This window comes from Empedobacter sp. 225-1 (genome assembly GCF_030328185.1).
Classification (GTDB): Bacteria; Bacteroidota; Bacteroidia; order Flavobacteriales; family Weeksellaceae; genus Empedobacter; species Empedobacter stercoris.
The window spans coordinates 1-16,415 of the sequence record NZ_JACALO010000023.1; the positions used below are offsets into that span (position 1 = coordinate 1).

Sequence of the window (16,415 nt, forward strand, 5' to 3'; positions counted from 1 at the left end):
AAAATGATGAAATTTTATTGGAAATTAATTCAAATAAAAAAAACCGCCTCAAATTTTAATATTGAGACGGCTTCTTTCTTTTTGGTTTATAGTAGAATGATTAATTTTGAACTTTATTTTAATCAATGGGTAAAAAATTCTTAATTGCTGGTGCTGGTATAGCTGGATTAACTTTAGCAAAAGTTCTTCAAGACTTAAATTATGATTACGAAATTTTTGAAGCATCATCAGAAGTTCGTGGAATTGGTGCTGGTTTTGGATTAGCTTCTAATGCAATGAAAGCTTTCGAAATTCTTGGATTAGCTGAAGAAGTTGCTCCTTTGGGGCATATGTTAGAAGACTTTGAAATTCAGGATTGGAAAGAAAAAACCATTTTGAAAGCAGATACAGAACGATTAAGAAAAAACTATAACAACGAAAATTTTGCTATTCATCGTGCCGATTTACATCATTTTTTAGTTTCAAAAATTGATTTCAATAAAATTAAAACTTCTAAAAAAGTCAAATTCTTTGAACAAAGTTTTGAAAAAGTTGTCCTTCATTTTGAAGATGGAACTTCTACAGAAGGCGATTATTTAATTGGAGCTGATGGAATAAATTCTACAATTCGTCAACAATTATTAAAACAATCTACGCCTCGTTATGCAGGATATATTTGTTGGCGCGCAATTGTCGAAGACAACACGTATAACTCTAAAAAAAGCATCGAAACATGGGGACCAAATGGTCGTTTTGGTTTGACTCCTTTAATCAACAATCAAATTTATTGGTATGCTTGCGTTAATACAAAATTAAATTCTGAGGTTTACAACTATACTTTAAGAGATATCAAAAATCTGTTTAAGGATTATTCAGGACAAATCAGGAGTACATTGCAAAAAACAAAGTCACAAAATGTAATTACAACACCTATAATGGATATTAAACCAATTAACAATTATGCGTTTAATCGTGTTTTATTGATTGGTGATGCCGCGCATGCAACTACACCAAATATGGGGCAAGGAGCCTGTATGGCTGTAGAAGACGTTTGTGTTTTGTTTGATGAATTGATCAAAAAAGAAACAGATGTATTATTAGCTTTTGAAGATTATAATTTACGTCGATTAAAACGTACACATTATATCATTGACACTTCTCGTTTGGCTGGAAAAATTGCTCAAGTTGATAATAAATTTTTGATGAATCTTCGAAATTTTGCTTTTCGAAATTTACCGCAATCTATTACTCAAAGTCCTTTGGAAGACTTATTAGAAGAAGATTTTATGAAGGTTTAATTAAAAAAATGTCATTCCGACTCGTATATTGAAATTTTTCAGAATGACATTTCTAATTTACTTCAACAGCACATTTTCTTTCAATTCTTTTTTAGATAATTGAAAGTGCTTATTAAATTCAGTTTCAAATGATTCTAAATCCATTGTGATTTCCCAATCACCAAATTCATTTTCGAATAAATCGCCTAAATGTTCTTTTAAATCATCTAACTTTTGTTGAATCAATTCATTATTCAGAATATCCACTTCAACATCATTACTTATCTCTACCTGTTCGTTGATTTTTTTAAGAATTAATGTATTTATAAATTCTTCGTGTGTATTCATAAAATCCTCAATCGTTCCTGTAAATTGTGTCATTTTATTTATTTTTTTCCATTACTTTTCGTGAATAAATATAGAACTATTTTAGAAACAAACAATTAAAAATAAGAATTCATAAAATGAGTTTTAACATAAGAATTAACGTCTTCTATTTATTGAAATCGATCAAATTGAAATAAATTTGAAATAGTATTAAATCAAAAAAAATGAAGAATTTTAAAATATCAAACGGAATTGATATACCTGCAATTGGTTTCGGAACATGGTTATTGGAAGGTGAAAAAGTAACAGAACCTCTAAAAATAGCATTAGAAAAGGGTTATACGCATATAGACACAGCTGCAATCTACAAAAATGAAAAAGAAATAGGAGTTGTTTTACAATCTCAAAACATCGATCGTAAAGAACTATTTATTACATCTAAATGTTGGAATTCTGAGCGTGGATACGAAAAAGCATTGGTAGCATTTGAGCAAACTTTGACCGATTTACAAACAGATTATTTGGATTTGTATTTGATTCATTGGCCTGCAAATGAAACGCAATTTCCTGATAATTGGGCAGCGTTAAACGCTTCTACTTGGCGTGCTTTTGAAGAAATTTATACTTCTGGAAAAGCAAAAGCGATTGGTGTAAGTAATTTTAATATCAACCATTTAGAAGCTTTGTTTGAAACTGCTAAAATCAAACCAATGGTCAATCAAATTGAAATTCATCCAGGGCATTCTCAGCCAGAATTAGTCGATTTTTGTAAACAAAACGATTTATTGGTACAAGCATGGAGCCCGCTTGGATCTGGCCGTATTTTAGAAAATGAATTGATCGTTTCATTAGCCAATAAATACAATGTTTCGGTTGGACAAATTTGTATTAATTATTGTTTAGCAAAAGAAATTTTACCACTTCCTCGTTCCTCTTCAGAAAAAAATATTGAAGCAAATTTGACTTCCAATAATTTTAAATTGAGTGCAGAAGATATTAAAGCAATTGATGAAATGCCTGCTGATGGTTTTTCTGGATTGAACCCTTCTTTGATTGAGTTTTAATCTATTTAATTCAACCATTTTAACAATGATTTTGTGTTTTATTTAGAAAAAGTCAATTCATAAAAAAAACAGATTAGAAAATATCTAATCTGTTTTTTTTGTAAATTATTAATCTCAAAAAATTATTCATTCAATAATCTTGCAGCTTCTTTTGCAAAATAAGTTGAAATTAGGTCTGCTCCTGCTCTTTTAAAACAAGTTAAGGTTTCTAACATAATTTTATCATGATCGATCCAACCTTTTTCTGCTGCTGCTTTTATCATTGCATATTCACCAGAAACTTGAAAAACAGATACCGGAACTTGTAAATTATCTTTCACCATTTTTACGATATCCAAATAAGCCATACCTGGTTTTACCATCAAAATATCAGCTCCTTCCTCTACATCTGCAATTGCTTCGCGCAATGCTTCTTGAGAATTATGAAAATCCATTTGGTAGGTTTTTTTATCTTGAGGGATACTTTGATCTTCTACAGGTGCAGAATCTAATGCTGTACGGAAGGGCCCATAAAAAGATGAAGCATATTTAGCAGCATACGTCATAATTCCAACATTATGAAAACCGTTTTCTTCTAAAGCCATACGCATAGCTCCTATTCGACCATCCATCATATCAGAAGGCGCAACAAAATCAGCACCAGCTTCGGCATGAGATAAAGTCATTTTAACCAATGCTTCCACTGTTTCGTCATTTAAAACTTCACCATTTTTAATAATTCCATCATGTCCATAAATAGAAAATGGATCTAATGCAACGTCAGGCATTACAATCATTTCAGGAACTGCATCTTTAATCGCTTTAATTGTATTTTGCATTAAGCCATTAGGATTCCAAGCTTCTTTTCCAGTGTTATCTTTTAAGTTGTCACTAACTTTACAATATATATTAACAGATTTAATACCTAAATCCCAAATTTCTTTTACTTCCTTTACTGTATTATCAATTGAATGACGATAGATACCAGGCATAGCTTCAATTTCTTCTTTTACACCCTCACCTTCAGCCACAAAAATTGGTAAAATAAAATCGTTTGGAGATAAATGATTTTCACGAATCATACTACGAATAGATTCGTTTTTACGAAGTCTTCTATGTCTGTTATATATAAACATTTTGATAAAATTTTAGCACAAATTTAAAGGTTTATATTCGATTTAGTCCAATGAATAATATCAATTATATTTATAAATGTATAAAAAAACAGAGTTTCTTTTATCATCAATTTGACTTTTAAACTTGCGCAAACGTAGTTAAACAAATATCTTTGCACCATGCGAATAGATATTATCACTGTTTTACCCGAATTATTAGTTAGTCCATTTTCTGCTTCGATTATGAAACGTGCACAAGACAAAGGTTTGGCCGAAATTCATGTTCATGATTTGAGAGAATTTGGAAAAGGTCGTTATCGTCATGTGGACGACTATCCGTATGGAGGAACTTCTGGAATGGTAATTATGTGCGAACCTTTGGATAAAATGATTTCGAAACTAAAAGAGGAACGCGAATATGATGAAATTATCTATTTAACGCCAGATGGCGAAACATTGAATCAAAATATAGCGAATGATTTATCTTTAAAAGGTAATTTGATGATGATTTGTGGGCATTACAAAGGAATCGATCAACGCATTCGTGATATGTATGTGACGCGAGAAATTTCGATTGGTGATTACGTACTTTCTGGAGGAGAATTTGGTGCGATTATTTTAGCCGATTCTATTATTCGTTTATTACCAGGTGTAATTGGTGACGAAACTTCTGCACTTTCAGATTCTTTTCAAGATGATTTATTAGCGCCGCCAATTTATACGCGCCCTGCAGATTATAAAGGTCATAAAGTTCCAGAAATATTATTGTCTGGTAATTTCCCAAAAATAGAAGAATGGCTACACGATAAAGCAGTTGAACGTACGAAAGCTCGTCGTCCAGATTTGTTAGAAAAACGAAATAAATAATACTAAAAAAACTTCAGAAAATTCTGAAGTTTTTTTAGTATATTAATTAATCTAAATCGTTTAAAACAGATTTCAAAATCTCACATCCTTTGATAATATCTTCATCTGAAATATTAATTGGAGGCGTAATTCTTAAATTTTCTATACTATACATCAAAAAGAAAAGAATCAAACCACGATTCATACATTCTTGTTGAACTCTTAAAGTATATTCTGGTGAAAATAATTCTGGTGCTAACATCAAGCCTTTACCATGAATTTTCTTAATTTTAGGATGTTTCAAGTTATCTCTAAACAATTGTTCTTTGCGTTCGATATCATCCATTAAATTTTCTTCTTCCAATACATTTAATAGTTCTAAAGCTGCTGCAGCAATTACTGGATTTCCACCAAAAGTCGTGATATGTCCTAACTGAGGATTTTGTTTTAGAGAACTCATAATTTCATTCGATGTCATAAACGCACCAACAGGTAGTCCGCTTGCCATTCCTTTTCCCATTGCTACAATATCTGGAACGACACCAAAGTGCTCGAAACCAAACAATTTTCCAGTACGACCAAAACCTGGCTGAATTTCGTCCATTATCAACAAAGCACCGACCTCATCACAACGTTTTTTTAATTTAATAAAAAAGTCGTTTTCAGGCAAACGAAAACCAGAAGCACCTCGAATACTTTCAACTATTACACCTGCTGTTTCAGTTGTTATCTTTTGTAAATCTTCTTCATTATTAAAATTTATGAAATAAACTTCAGGTAATAATGGTCGAAACGCTGCTTTTTTACGTTCGTCACCAGACACACTTAACGATCCATGAGTATTCCCATGGTAAGCATTTCGAAAAGACACCAATTGACGTCGTCCTGTATAGCGTTTTGCTAATTTTAACGAAGCTTCGATTGCTTCTGTACCCGAATTAACCAAATATACTTGATCTAAACCTTTTGGTGTTAAATCGACCAAACGTTTACATAATTCTACTGGTTTTTCTTGTGCATATTCTCCATAAACAGCAACATGCATATATTTATTCACTTGATTGATGATCGCCTGATTGATTCGCGGATGGCTATGACCAAGCGTGTTGACAGAAACGCCAGCTACAAAATCAAGATAGGCTCTTCCATCTTTTCCATAGATATAAGAGCCTTTTGCGTAATCAACTTCAAAACCAGAAGCGAAATTTGTTGTTTGCGCTTGGTATTGAAAAAATTCTTCTTTTAATGTTCCCATTTTATTTTAATAATAAAAGTGCAGCTGCTCCTCCTATTGCGTACGATGCAACAGTTAAAGCGTCTGACTTACCTTTTGAAAATTTTCTTATTTTGAATGTAGAAATATCGTTTTTATGAAATTTTAATTCTTTTTCTGTTCCTTTTACAACAGCATATAAAGTATCAGCTTTCCATTGTTTAGCCTCAATCGTATACTCTTTTCCTTGTGTATCAACTTTATAAAAATTATCAGGTTTAATCACATCTGTAATCTTTATTGTAGAAGGATCTATCGCTATTTTATCTTCAGTTGATGTTTTTTGATTTGATTTGAATTCATCCATTTCTGTTTTACTAATTCTTGCTGTTGAACTGTTTACATCTTGATTTGGATCTTGTCTTGCTCTTTTCGATTGAGAGAGTTCTGCTCTAACACGACTTCTTTCTTTTAGATTTGTTGGCTGATTAGCATTTTTTGCCATCTCAGCAGCATATTCTTCAGGATCAAAAGCAGTGTAAGTATAACAACTTGTTAGTAAAACGAGAGATAATATAATAGATGTAGTTTTCATTTATAATTTTAGAGATTAAACGAATAATTTAAGAAAAGATTATTTCGATTTGATAAAAATGTCTTGCCATTTGTTTAAACGCTCAGAAATTCGCCATTTAAAATCGGGTAAATAACGCATTTCTTCAGGAAATTTAGACAAAGGATACATTTTTCCATCTGATTTAATTCGGCAAGCTACCAACTCTACTTCATTTCCAACAACATCAGCTTCAATAATTCCACAATACGAAATATTAACACCATATCGTTCTCTTTCTTTTGTTTTCGGATCAGTATCGTCCATATAAGTTAGAGCTACTGCATTTTCTTCGACGTCGATAAAATCTATTTTATCATCTTGAAAAAGAACGGTTAAATATTTCCCTTTAATTTGATGAAATTCATTTTCTGAAATCGTATCAACTTTTGCAATTACAAATGCATTGTTGAACACTTTCATCGAATCGATTTTCTCTGTTTTAGCATTGGTATATGCTTCGATAAAATCACCAGTTACTTGATTGTCATCCGACCAAAGAATAGGATCTTTATAGAATTGCATTAAACCTTTTGTTTGATTATACACCAATGAGTCAGCTTTTCCGTTCGCATTCGATTTATAAAAACGTGCTTTATGAAAAGCTTTAACTAATGATGTCGAATCAACATCGTGACGTTTTACAGCTAACAAAGTGTCGGCACTAATGTAAAGTGAGTCTTTATCAAACGCTTTTACAGCATAAGCATTTTTTGTTACAAACGCAGAATCTAAATATTTGAATGCTTCTCCATAATCTCCTTTCAAGAATCTTTTTTCTAATGGATCATCTAAAAATACATCACCTTCTCCTTTTCCAAAACCAGTTTTATCGTTAAAATATAGATTTTTTGCAGTTAAGGTTTTATTTTGATAATATACTTTCGAGTTTTCTCTTAGCCAAGCTTCTCCTGTCTGTTTATTAAAATCTCCGTCCGAAGTAATAATGTATTGTGATGGATCGTTTCGACGAGTAATTTTAGAATAATCACGGAAAGTTGTAATTCCAGTTATATCATTCGTCGTCATTTTTCTCGAATAAATGGTATAATCTTTATTCGTAATAAAAACTTCTGAACCAAATGTAGCTGATTTTTCTTTTACATTATACACAACATTCTTTCCTTCTACTAATGTACCGTCAGAACCAATTGTTTTATAATTATCATTCACAATGATATTACCTGTCAATCGTTCGTAAATCATTTTTTCGGAACTAATTTGTTGTGTAGGTGTTTTTACTTCTACTTTTCCAATCCCAGTTGCGATTTCCGTTGTTCGATTATAGTCCATATAATCTGCGGTAATACGAGAAGTTGGATCTGTTAATACAACGTCTGTAAAAGCTTTTGCAACAGTTGTATTCCCATCATATTCCATTTTATGTGCCGTAATTGTTTTGTCTTTACTTACTAAACGTGCATTCGACCATACGACAGCTAAATTTTTATCACGGTATAAAACTGCACTATCAGCAGAAATCACATCACCTTTATATTCGATGACAACATTACCTGATAGAAATTCGTTACCCTCAAATAATTTCGGATTACGTTCTGTTAAATCAGCGTGTTTTAAAACAACTTTTTCTTTTTTCGGTTTTTGTTGCGCAAAAACACTTAACGCCATAAAACATGATAGTAAAAAAGCTACTTTTATTCCTGTTTTATTTATATTGATATAGTTAATTAACAATTACTTCTGGTTTAATTTAATCTTTCGTTCACTTCAAAAAAGTGTTAGCCAAAATTAGTATTATTTTTTTAGTCCAAAAAATTATTTATATAGTTATAAAGCGTCTGATTACTTAAACTTTTCACAAAATTAAAAAAGACCTTTTATCAAATAAAAGGTCTTGGTATATGTCTTTAAAATCAAGTTTATTTTTTATTTCTTGTCCCGTAGAAGTACAATGAATGATTATCAATTTTGATATCAAAAACCTCTTCAATTGTTTGTTTAATTGATTGAATTCTTGGGTCACAAAATTCTAAAACTTCTCCCGTATCAGCCAAAATTATGTGGTCATGATTTTTATCGAAATATGATTTTTCGTAATGTGCTTGTTGATCTCCAAATTGATGTTTACGAACCAATTTAGCATCCATCAACAATTCAATTGTATTGTATAATGTAGCACGGCTTACGCGGTATTTCTTATTTTTCATTTTGATATACAACATATCTATATCAAAATGATCATCTGTAAAATAAATTTCCTCTAAAATAGCATAACGCTCAGGTGTTTTACGATGTCCATGTCCTTCCAAGAAATTCGTAAACACTTGCTTTACTACTTCGTAATTACTTAATTTTACTGATTCGTCTGTCATATAAAAAATTTGTGTAAATATAGGAATTATTTCTAAATGAAAACAACGATAATCCCTACAAATAGTTTCTATTATCTATCTCATTATAACTTAATTTTATAAATACAAATATTATATCAACATCCCTATTCAGAAAGATATATAATCTTTTAAAATTATTTTATCCTTTACACGACAAAGGTTAACTTTGTACACGATGGAACAAAATTATTTAGAAAAACTAAACGAACCGCAGCGATTAGCTGTAGAAGCAACTGAAGGTCCTGTAATGGTTATTGCAGGTGCAGGTTCTGGAAAAACAAGAGTTTTAACCTATCGAATTGCTCATTTATTAAACAAAGGTGTTGATGCGTTTAATATTTTATCATTAACCTTTACCAATAAGGCAGCACGTGAAATGAAAGAACGTATTGGACAAGTTGTAGGAGAATCAAATGCCAAGTCGCTTTGGATGGGTACCTTTCACTCTGTTTTTGCAAGAATTCTTCGTGTAGAAGCACCATTATTAGGTTATCCATCAGATTTTACAATTTACGATCAACAAGATGCTGTTTCGGTAATGACAAAGATTATTAACGAATTGCATTTAGATAAAGATATTTATAAACCAAAACAAGTTTTAGGACGTATTTCACAATACAAAAATAACTTGATTACGGTAAGAGCATATCACAACAATCAAGCATTAATTGAAGCAGATAACGAAGCAATGCGACCTCGAATGGGTGATATTTACAGAGCGTATGTCGACCGATGTTTCAAATCTGGCGCAATGGATTTTGACGATTTATTGTTGCGTACCAACGAAATTTTGACGCGTTTTCCAGAAGTTTTAGCAAAATATCAAGAACGTTTTAAATATATAATGGTGGATGAGTACCAAGATACTAATCATTCGCAATATTTGATTGTAAAAGCATTAGCATCTCGTTATGAAAACCTATGTGTAGTTGGCGATGACGCTCAATCAATTTATGCTTTCCGTGGTGCTAACATTCGAAATATATTATCCTTTAAATCTGATTATCCAGATGCAAAAATGTATCCGTTGGAACAGAATTATCGCTCTACACAAATGATTGTCGAAGCGGCGAATCAAATTATTAAACAGAATCAAGACCAATTAGAGAAAAACGTTTGGACTGCAAACGAAACTGGAGAAAAAATTGCCATTTATAGAGGTCTTTCAGATGCGGATGAAGCTCGTTTTATTGCGACTCAAATCTGGGAAAGACAAATCAATGAGCATTTACAGCCGAAAGATTTTGCTATTTTATATCGTACTAATGCGCAATCTCGTGCTTTAGAAGAAGCTTTACGAAAGAAAGGAATTCAGTACCGTGTTTATGGAGGAACTTCTTTCTATCAGCGTAAAGAGATTAAAGATATGGTTGGCTATATGCGACTATTGATCAATCAGAATGATGAAGAAGCTTTATTACGTACAATTAATTATCCTGCAAGAGGTATTGGTCAAACGACGATTTCTAAACTTTTAGTGGCAGCTGATCAACATCAAATGAGTTTATTTTCATTAATTGAAAATATAGCGATGTATGCGCCAACGATTGGTATTAATGCTGGAACATCCAATAAATTAAATGATTTTGTATTGATGATTAAACGTTTCCAAGTCATGTTAAAATCACATGACGTTTACGAAGTAACAATGGAAATGGCGAAAACAACACAATTATTGAATGCACTAAAAGAAGATTCAACGCCAGAAGGTGTTTCGCGTTTAGAAAACGTGCAAGAATTATTAAACTCTATTCAAGGATATGTTGAAGAACAACAACAATTAGACGAAGGAGATGCATCATTAGGAGGTTTTTTAGAAAACATTGCTTTAGCAACCGATGCAGATAACGAAGAAGACGATGATAACAAAGTAAATTTGATGACTGTTCACTTAGCAAAAGGTTTAGAATTTCCTGTCGTTTTTATTGCTGGACTAGAAGAAAACCTTTTTCCTTCTATGATGAGTGTGAACACGCGTGCTGAATTGGAAGAAGAACGTCGATTATTTTATGTTGCTTTAACACGAGCGGAGAAAGTTGCATATATGACCTATTCCGTTTCTCGTTTTCGATGGGGAAAAATTATTGATTGCGAACCATCTCGTTTCTTAGAAGAAATTGATGATCGTTTCTTAGAATGGAAAAATTTACATATTTCTGCAAGAGCAAGTAACAATAGTGGTTTATCCGCAGATCTTTTTGGTGACGAACCAACACCTCAACCCTATCAACAAAGAGAAAAATCTGTGGCAAGACAAAATCCACGTGCAAGGGTTGAATCTGCACAGCCTCGTGCAAATTTCAAACCTGTAAATCAAACTAAAAGTAGCGGAACTTCACCTGCTAACGCACAAGGTCTACAAATTGGACAAGTCGTTGTTCACGATCGTTTTGGGCGTGGAGTCGTAAAAGATTTACAAGGTGAACCTTCGGATATGAAAGCAATTATACATTTTGATAATGCTGGAGAAAAGAAATTGCTTTTAAATTTCGCTAAGCTAAAAGTAATTCGATAAATACATTGATAATGAAAAGACTACAGATACATGTAGTCTTTTTTATTTGAAAATCAATTATTTAATCAATATTAGTTAAACCAAATATTTAATTGCATTATCTTCAAAATTTAGAATATATTTCTTCGAATTAATAATTTTTTTGAATAAATAAATAGATTAGAGATTATTATTAAGATTTTTTTAGCATTTTAGCATCACAAATAAACACAAGAACAAATTTTTATTCAATGGATGATATTATAAATATCGTAAGTGGCTACGTTTGGTCGTATGCTTTGATTGGACTTTGCGCATTAACTGGAATTTACTTTTCGATTCGTACAGGTTTTCTACAAATTACTTACTTAAAAGATATGGTGCGTTTACTTTTTAGTGGTAATAAATCAGATAAAGGAATTACACCATTTCAAGCCTTTTCATTAGCTATTTCGGGACGTGTTGGTACAGGAAATATTGTAGGTGCAGCAACAGCAATCGCTATGGGAGGCCCGGGAGCAATCTTTTGGATGTGGTTTATTGCATTTTTAGGAAGCGCATCTGCTTTTATCGAATCAACTTTAGGACAAGTTTATAAACAAGAAATAGATGGTGAATACCGTGGAGGACCTTCGTATTACATCGAAAAAGGATTAGGTATAAAATGGTATGCAATTTTATTTGCTATTATTACGATGGTAAGTTGTGGTATTTTGTTACCTGGAGTGCAATCAAACAGTATTTCTTCTGCTTTAAACAATGCTTTTGATATTCCTGCATTTAACGTTATTGGAATACCTATCAATATTATTGGTATTAGTATTATTGGTTTATTAGCATTAATCATTTTTGGAGGTGTAAAGCGTTTAGGACAAGCATCCGAATTTATCGTTCCATTTATGGCTGGTGCTTATATTTTAATGGCTATTGTAATTATTGGGATGAATTTTCATCAAATTCCTTCTGTTCTACGGTTAATTATTTCTTCAGCATTTAATCAAGAATCTCTTTACAGTGGAGTTTTTGGTTCTGCTATAGCTTGGGGAATTAAAAGAGGGATTTATTCAAATGAAGCTGGACAGGGTACTGCTCCTCATGCCGCTGCAGCATCCGAAGTTAATCATCCTGCTCAACAAGGTTTAGTTCAAGCATTCTCTGTTTATATCGATACTTTATTTGTGTGTACAGCCACAGCTTTTATGATCTTATTTACAGGTAAATATAATGTTAATCACCCTGAAAATGCTGGAAGTTATATCACGCAAAATCTTCCTGGTGTAGATTATACAGGTTTTACGCAAGCTGCTGTTTCAAGTCATTTCCCTACATTTGGAAATAGCTTTGTAGCGATAGCTCTTTTCTTTTTTGCCTTTACTACGATTATGGCGTATTATTATTACGCTGAAACAAATATCACTTATATTTTTAAGAAAGGAAATCGTAAAGTTTATGTATGGATTTTGAGAGTTTGTTTTTTAGGTGCAACATATTATGGAACAATTAAAACAGCTGAAACAGCTTGGGCTATTGGTGATATTGGTGTTGGACTAATGGCTTGGGTAAATATTATTGCTATTTTATTGTTAAGTGGAGTTGGACTTAAAGTTTGGAAAGATTACAAAGACAAACGTAAAAAAGGTATTCAAAACCCAGATTTTAATCCATTAGAAATAGGTATTAAAAATGCCACTTTCTGGGAGAATAAAAATAAAACTGAATAAAAAAAAGCCACTTAATTAAGTGGCTTTTTTTGCTATTAAAACTTATAGATTATTGGGCTTGAGTAAACTCTAAGTTTACCAATAATTTTACTTTATCAGATACAACTAATCCTCCTGCTTCTGTAACTTGACTCCATCCTAATCCGAAATCTTTACGATTTATTTCTCCTGTAAATTCGAATCCAGCACGAGTTAAACCATAAGGATCTTTGATTACACCTCCAAAATCTGCATCTAACGTAATAGGTTTTTTCTCTCCACGAATTTCTAAAATTCCTTCAATTTTACCATTTTTAATTCCTGAAGTACTTTTAAATTTTAATTCTGGAAATTGATCTGCTGCAAAAAAATCAACTGATTTTAAATGTCCATCACGATCGGCATTTCTTGTATTTATAGAATCAATTTTTGCATCAAATGCAAATTTTGCTTCTGAAAAATCATCGCTGTTGCTTTCTACATCTGCTTCAAAATGATCAAAATTTCCAGTTACTGTAGAAATCACCATATGTTTTACTTTAAATTGAACCTCTGAATGAGACGGATCTAAATTCCATTTTGTCATAATAAATTGTTTTTATTGTTATTTAAATTGTTAAATTTCTTTAACCTATTTTAAAAGATAACATTCCCAATGAACCATAAATTAAATGATCGTTAAAAATTGTTACCTCTTCTTTTTTGTCTTGCAATGCTAATGCGTAGACAGCTGGTAAATAATGTTCCATCGAAGGAATCGCCATATTATAAGCAGTTCCCTTTTGCACGAAATGGAATAATTCATCATGATTACCTGATTGAACAATATTTTTGAAGTTATCGTTTACCTCATAAGCCCAATCATAGCCGGCGGTTGGTTCGTTCCAATTTAAAGTTCTTAAATTATGAACAACATTTCCACTTCCTACAATTAAAACTCCTTTACTTCGCATAGCATCTAACTCTTTTGCTAATTCGTAATGTTCTTTTGGCGTTTTAAAAACATCTAAACTTAGTTCTATCATCGGAACATCCGCATTTGGATACAAAAATTTAATTACACTCCAAGAACCATGATCAAAACCCCATATGTGATCTAAATCGATTGGTGTCGTTTTAATTAAATTTTTAATCTCATTTGCTAATTCAGGACTTCCTGCTGCTGGGTATTGAACGTCGAATAAAGCTTGAGGAAAACCATAAAAATCGTGAATGGTTTTAGGTTGTTGCATAGCAGTCACCTTCGTTCCTTTTGTTTCCCAATGCGCCGAAATACATAAAATAGCATTTGGTTTTGGGATTGTTTTTCCAATATTTCTCCATCCTTCAACAAATATATTTTCTTCGATGGCGTTCATTGGTGAACCATGACCTAAAAATAATACTGGCATTTTTTCTGTTTTACTAAAACTTGAAGTAACAGATTTTAACGTATTGAAATTCACGATTTTTATAGTTTATTTTTTTAAAATTTATTTTGCTTTTGGTGTAGCAAATTCAAGATTAGATGTTAATGTAACGACATCACCTACAACAGCTTCTGGAAAGTTTCCTCCCACATTAAAATCACTTCTTTTTACATTACCTTTTACTGTAAATCCGTAAGTTTTAACACCATTATTGTTAATGCTTCCGTTGTACACTAATTTTAAAGCAACTGGTTTTGTAACACCATTCAATGTTAAATCTCCAGTCATTTTAAATTGATTTCCTTTAACGCGTGTAATTCCTTTTGAAGAAAACTCTAATTTAGAATTTTTAGCTGTATTAAAGAAATCGGCTGATTTCAAGTGATTGTCACGCGCTTCGATACCTGTGTTGATCGAATTAACATCAGCAATTACATGAAATTTAGCATCACTTAAATCTTCTTTTGTAAAGTTTAAATGAGCATCAAAATTATTAAATTGTCCTTCTACATCAGATATCGTCATGTGAGATACAGAAAACCCTAATTTTGAATGTGCTTTATCATTTGTATAGTTTTGAGCAAATGCAGAGATTGATGCTGCTGATAACAATAAAGTGAATAATAATTTTTTCATTTTGTCTATTTTTGATCTTTTATTAATTATTGATACTGCAAAGGTAACTTAGGTCACATCCGTATTTCATTGACTTAAGATAAGAAATGAGCTATTTCTTGTTACATTTATAAAACGTCTTTTTAAACAGCATCAATTAATATTCCAATATCACTTGAAAATCAAACCAATACAAAATAAATAAGCACTTCTTTCGAAGTGCTTATGCTTTATTTTACTGGACTAAAATACCAATATGTAGAAGTTTTTTTATTTTCAATTTCCAAATATTCTGGAAAAGCTTGAGGTAATAAATGTAACTCTTCTGACTTTTTAAGATCAGTTAAAATTTGACGCAAAGGATATCCTTTTTTGCGATCATGAGGAAAATATCCTTTTTCAATTAAGAAAGGCATCATGTCTTTTGTTTTAACATGTTCAAGGTTATTTTCTACTAAATAAGCTTGTATATCTTCGCTCATCTTTTTGACCACTTCACGGTCAATTTTAATATATTCGTTTTTCTTCATATAATTTTACCAATTACCATTCATATGTGTCAGAATCATTGGACCTTCAGATGTAACCAAAACAGTATGCTCATGTTGCGCAAACACTCCTGGTGCATTTCCAATCATTGTCCAACCATCAGCTTGTTCTATTGCCTCGTAAGAGTTTTCTGAAATAAACGTTTCTAAAGCAATAACCGAATTTTTACGGAAACGACGTTTATCATCTATATCTCTAAAATTCAATAAATCTAAAGGTTCTTCGTGTAAAGAACGTCCTACACCATGACCTGTCAGATTTTCGATCACATGATAATGATGTTTTTTTGCTTCTTTCTCGATTATACCACCAATATCTGCAATTTTAACGCCAGATTTAACCGCACCAATTGCTTTTTGAAGAGCCGAAATTGAAGCATCTACAATTTTTTGATAACCGTTTACATCCTCACCAACAACAATTGACCCACCGTTATCAGCCCAAAAACCACCTAATTCACCAGAGACATCAATATTGATAACATCTCCATCTTTAAGGATTTTATCTGCTCTTGGAATTCCGTGACAAATTTCTTCATTTACACTTAAGCATGTATAACCAGGAAATTGATAAGTCTCAAAAGGTGCCGATTTACAACCGAATTTCTTCATAATGGTAGCTCCAAAATCGTCTAATTCTTTTGTTGACATTCCAGGTTTTACATAATCTTTCATCTCTTTAAGAGTAACGGCTACAGCTTCGCTGACTTTTTTCATTCCGATTAACTCTTCCTCTGTTTCTATAATCATTGCTTAAATTCTATTGATTTCGAAGTCTGAAATCGATTGCAAATTTACGGGTTATTATTACGAATAATCTGATTTTTTTGATAAAAATTTGTGATATATAGATTTTTTTAAACAAAATTCCTTCAACTCTTA

16 protein-coding genes are annotated in these 16,415 nt (G+C 31.8%); 5 read left to right on the forward strand and 11 right to left on the reverse strand.

All coding sequences use genetic code 11. The annotated features are described in order from the left end of the window. Positions 1–125: 125 nt before the first annotated feature. Entirely contained in the window at positions 126–1,277 is a 1,152-nt protein-coding gene (locus tag HX088_RS08120; RefSeq protein ID WP_286483892.1) for an FAD-dependent monooxygenase, read from the forward strand. Positions 1,278–1,334: 57 nt separating this feature from the next. Here HX088_RS08120 and HX088_RS08125 read toward each other — a convergent pair whose 3' ends face one another. Then, positions 1,335–1,637: a hypothetical protein gene (locus HX088_RS08125; RefSeq protein ID WP_225539478.1), complete on the reverse strand. Its 303-nt coding sequence runs from the start codon at positions 1,635–1,637 to the stop codon at positions 1,335–1,337. Positions 1,638–1,807: 170 nt separating this feature from the next. Between HX088_RS08125 and HX088_RS08130 the strand changes: the two genes are divergently transcribed. Then, positions 1,808–2,647 (forward strand): aldo/keto reductase, encoded by an 840-nt coding sequence (locus HX088_RS08130; protein WP_286483894.1) that lies wholly within the window; start codon positions 1,808–1,810, stop codon positions 2,645–2,647. A 122-nt stretch (positions 2,648–2,769) separates the two neighbouring features. Here HX088_RS08130 and hemB read toward each other — a convergent pair whose 3' ends face one another. After that, positions 2,770–3,762, reverse strand: coding sequence for a porphobilinogen synthase (gene hemB / locus HX088_RS08135; protein WP_171622093.1), 993 nt, complete (start codon positions 3,760–3,762; stop codon positions 2,770–2,772). A gap of 159 nt (positions 3,763–3,921) precedes the next feature. Between hemB and trmD the strand changes: the two genes are divergently transcribed. After that, positions 3,922–4,608, forward strand: a complete 687-nt coding sequence (gene trmD, locus HX088_RS08140) for a tRNA (guanosine(37)-N1)-methyltransferase TrmD (protein ID WP_284583693.1) — start codon at positions 3,922–3,924, stop codon at positions 4,606–4,608. 46 nt (positions 4,609–4,654) lie between these two features. On the opposite strand, the gene HX088_RS08145 is transcribed toward trmD, so the two are convergent. The 4 genes from HX088_RS08145 to HX088_RS08160 all read right to left on the reverse strand — a co-directional run bounded on the left by HX088_RS08145 (position 4,655) and on the right by HX088_RS08160 (position 8,746). Further along, a complete protein-coding gene (locus HX088_RS08145) occupies positions 4,655–5,842 on the reverse strand; it encodes an aspartate aminotransferase family protein (RefSeq protein WP_284583694.1) in 1,188 nt (395 codons plus the stop codon). Position 5,843: 1 nt separating this feature from the next. Then, positions 5,844–6,395 (reverse strand): hypothetical protein, encoded by a 552-nt coding sequence (locus HX088_RS08150; protein WP_171622090.1) that lies wholly within the window; start codon positions 6,393–6,395, stop codon positions 5,844–5,846. 39 nt (positions 6,396–6,434) lie between these two features. Continuing rightward, positions 6,435–8,108: an OstA-like protein gene (locus tag HX088_RS08155; protein WP_225532412.1), complete on the reverse strand. Its 1,674-nt coding sequence runs from the start codon at positions 8,106–8,108 to the stop codon at positions 6,435–6,437. Between the two features lie 185 nt (positions 8,109–8,293). After that, on the reverse strand, positions 8,294–8,746 hold the full coding sequence (locus tag HX088_RS08160; protein ID WP_286483897.1) for a Fur family transcriptional regulator: 453 nt from the start codon (positions 8,744–8,746) through the stop codon (positions 8,294–8,296). Between the two features lie 196 nt (positions 8,747–8,942). Here HX088_RS08160 and HX088_RS08165 point away from each other — a divergent pair, with 196 nt between their 5' ends. Both HX088_RS08165 and HX088_RS08170 read left to right on the forward strand, forming a co-directional pair. Further along, on the forward strand, positions 8,943–11,282 hold the full coding sequence (locus HX088_RS08165; RefSeq protein ID WP_284583696.1) for an ATP-dependent helicase: 2,340 nt from the start codon (positions 8,943–8,945) through the stop codon (positions 11,280–11,282). Between the two features lie 230 nt (positions 11,283–11,512). Then, positions 11,513–12,982: an alanine/glycine:cation symporter family protein gene (locus HX088_RS08170; protein ID WP_286483898.1), complete on the forward strand. Its 1,470-nt coding sequence runs from the start codon at positions 11,513–11,515 to the stop codon at positions 12,980–12,982. A gap of 49 nt (positions 12,983–13,031) precedes the next feature. On the opposite strand, the gene HX088_RS08175 is transcribed toward HX088_RS08170, so the two are convergent. The 5 genes from HX088_RS08175 to map all read right to left on the reverse strand — a co-directional run bounded on the left by HX088_RS08175 (position 13,032) and on the right by map (position 16,283). Beyond that, positions 13,032–13,550, reverse strand: a complete 519-nt coding sequence (locus tag HX088_RS08175; protein ID WP_188320206.1) for a YceI family protein — start codon at positions 13,548–13,550, stop codon at positions 13,032–13,034. Positions 13,551–13,587: 37 nt separating this feature from the next. Then, positions 13,588–14,406, reverse strand: coding sequence for a 4,5-DOPA-extradiol-dioxygenase (ygiD, locus tag HX088_RS08180; RefSeq protein ID WP_502875135.1), 819 nt, complete (start codon positions 14,404–14,406; stop codon positions 13,588–13,590). 27 nt (positions 14,407–14,433) lie between these two features. Then, positions 14,434–15,006 (reverse strand): YceI family protein, encoded by a 573-nt coding sequence (locus HX088_RS08185; RefSeq protein ID WP_171622084.1) that lies wholly within the window; start codon positions 15,004–15,006, stop codon positions 14,434–14,436. 209 nt (positions 15,007–15,215) lie between these two features. Further along, the gene (locus HX088_RS08190; RefSeq protein WP_171622083.1) at positions 15,216–15,515 is read right to left on the reverse strand and encodes a hypothetical protein; all 300 of its coding nucleotides are present in this window, start codon (positions 15,513–15,515) and stop codon (positions 15,216–15,218) included. A gap of 6 nt (positions 15,516–15,521) precedes the next feature. Then, positions 15,522–16,283, reverse strand: a complete 762-nt coding sequence (map, locus tag HX088_RS08195) for a type I methionyl aminopeptidase (RefSeq protein ID WP_171622082.1) — start codon at positions 16,281–16,283, stop codon at positions 15,522–15,524. Positions 16,284–16,415 lie beyond the last annotated feature (132 nt).

Excerpts from the sequence above, each read along its gene's own strand:
- HX088_RS08120 (WP_286483892.1), top strand. The coding sequence starts at position 126 with ATGGGTAAAAAATTCTTAATTGCTGGTGCTGGTATAGCTGGATTAACT.
- HX088_RS08125 (WP_225539478.1), bottom strand. The coding sequence starts at position 1,637 with ATGACACAATTTACAGGAACGATTGAGGATTTTATGAATACACACGAA.
- HX088_RS08130 (WP_286483894.1), top strand. The coding sequence starts at position 1,808 with ATGAAGAATTTTAAAATATCAAACGGAATTGATATACCTGCAATTGGT.
- hemB (WP_171622093.1), bottom strand. The coding sequence starts at position 3,762 with ATGTTTATATATAACAGACATAGAAGACTTCGTAAAAACGAATCTATT.
- trmD (WP_284583693.1), top strand. The coding sequence starts at position 3,922 with ATGCGAATAGATATTATCACTGTTTTACCCGAATTATTAGTTAGTCCA.
- HX088_RS08145 (WP_284583694.1), bottom strand. The coding sequence starts at position 5,842 with ATGGGAACATTAAAAGAAGAATTTTTTCAATACCAAGCGCAAACAACA.
- HX088_RS08150 (WP_171622090.1), bottom strand. The coding sequence starts at position 6,395 with ATGAAAACTACATCTATTATATTATCTCTCGTTTTACTAACAAGTTGT.
- HX088_RS08160 (WP_286483897.1), bottom strand. The coding sequence starts at position 8,746 with ATGACAGACGAATCAGTAAAATTAAGTAATTACGAAGTAGTAAAGCAA.
- HX088_RS08165 (WP_284583696.1), top strand. The coding sequence starts at position 8,943 with ATGGAACAAAATTATTTAGAAAAACTAAACGAACCGCAGCGATTAGCT.
- HX088_RS08170 (WP_286483898.1), top strand. The coding sequence starts at position 11,513 with ATGGATGATATTATAAATATCGTAAGTGGCTACGTTTGGTCGTATGCT.
- HX088_RS08185 (WP_171622084.1), bottom strand. The coding sequence starts at position 15,006 with ATGAAAAAATTATTATTCACTTTATTGTTATCAGCAGCATCAATCTCT.
- HX088_RS08190 (WP_171622083.1), bottom strand. The coding sequence starts at position 15,515 with ATGAAGAAAAACGAATATATTAAAATTGACCGTGAAGTGGTCAAAAAG.
- map (WP_171622082.1), bottom strand. The coding sequence starts at position 16,283 with ATGATTATAGAAACAGAGGAAGAGTTAATCGGAATGAAAAAAGTCAGC.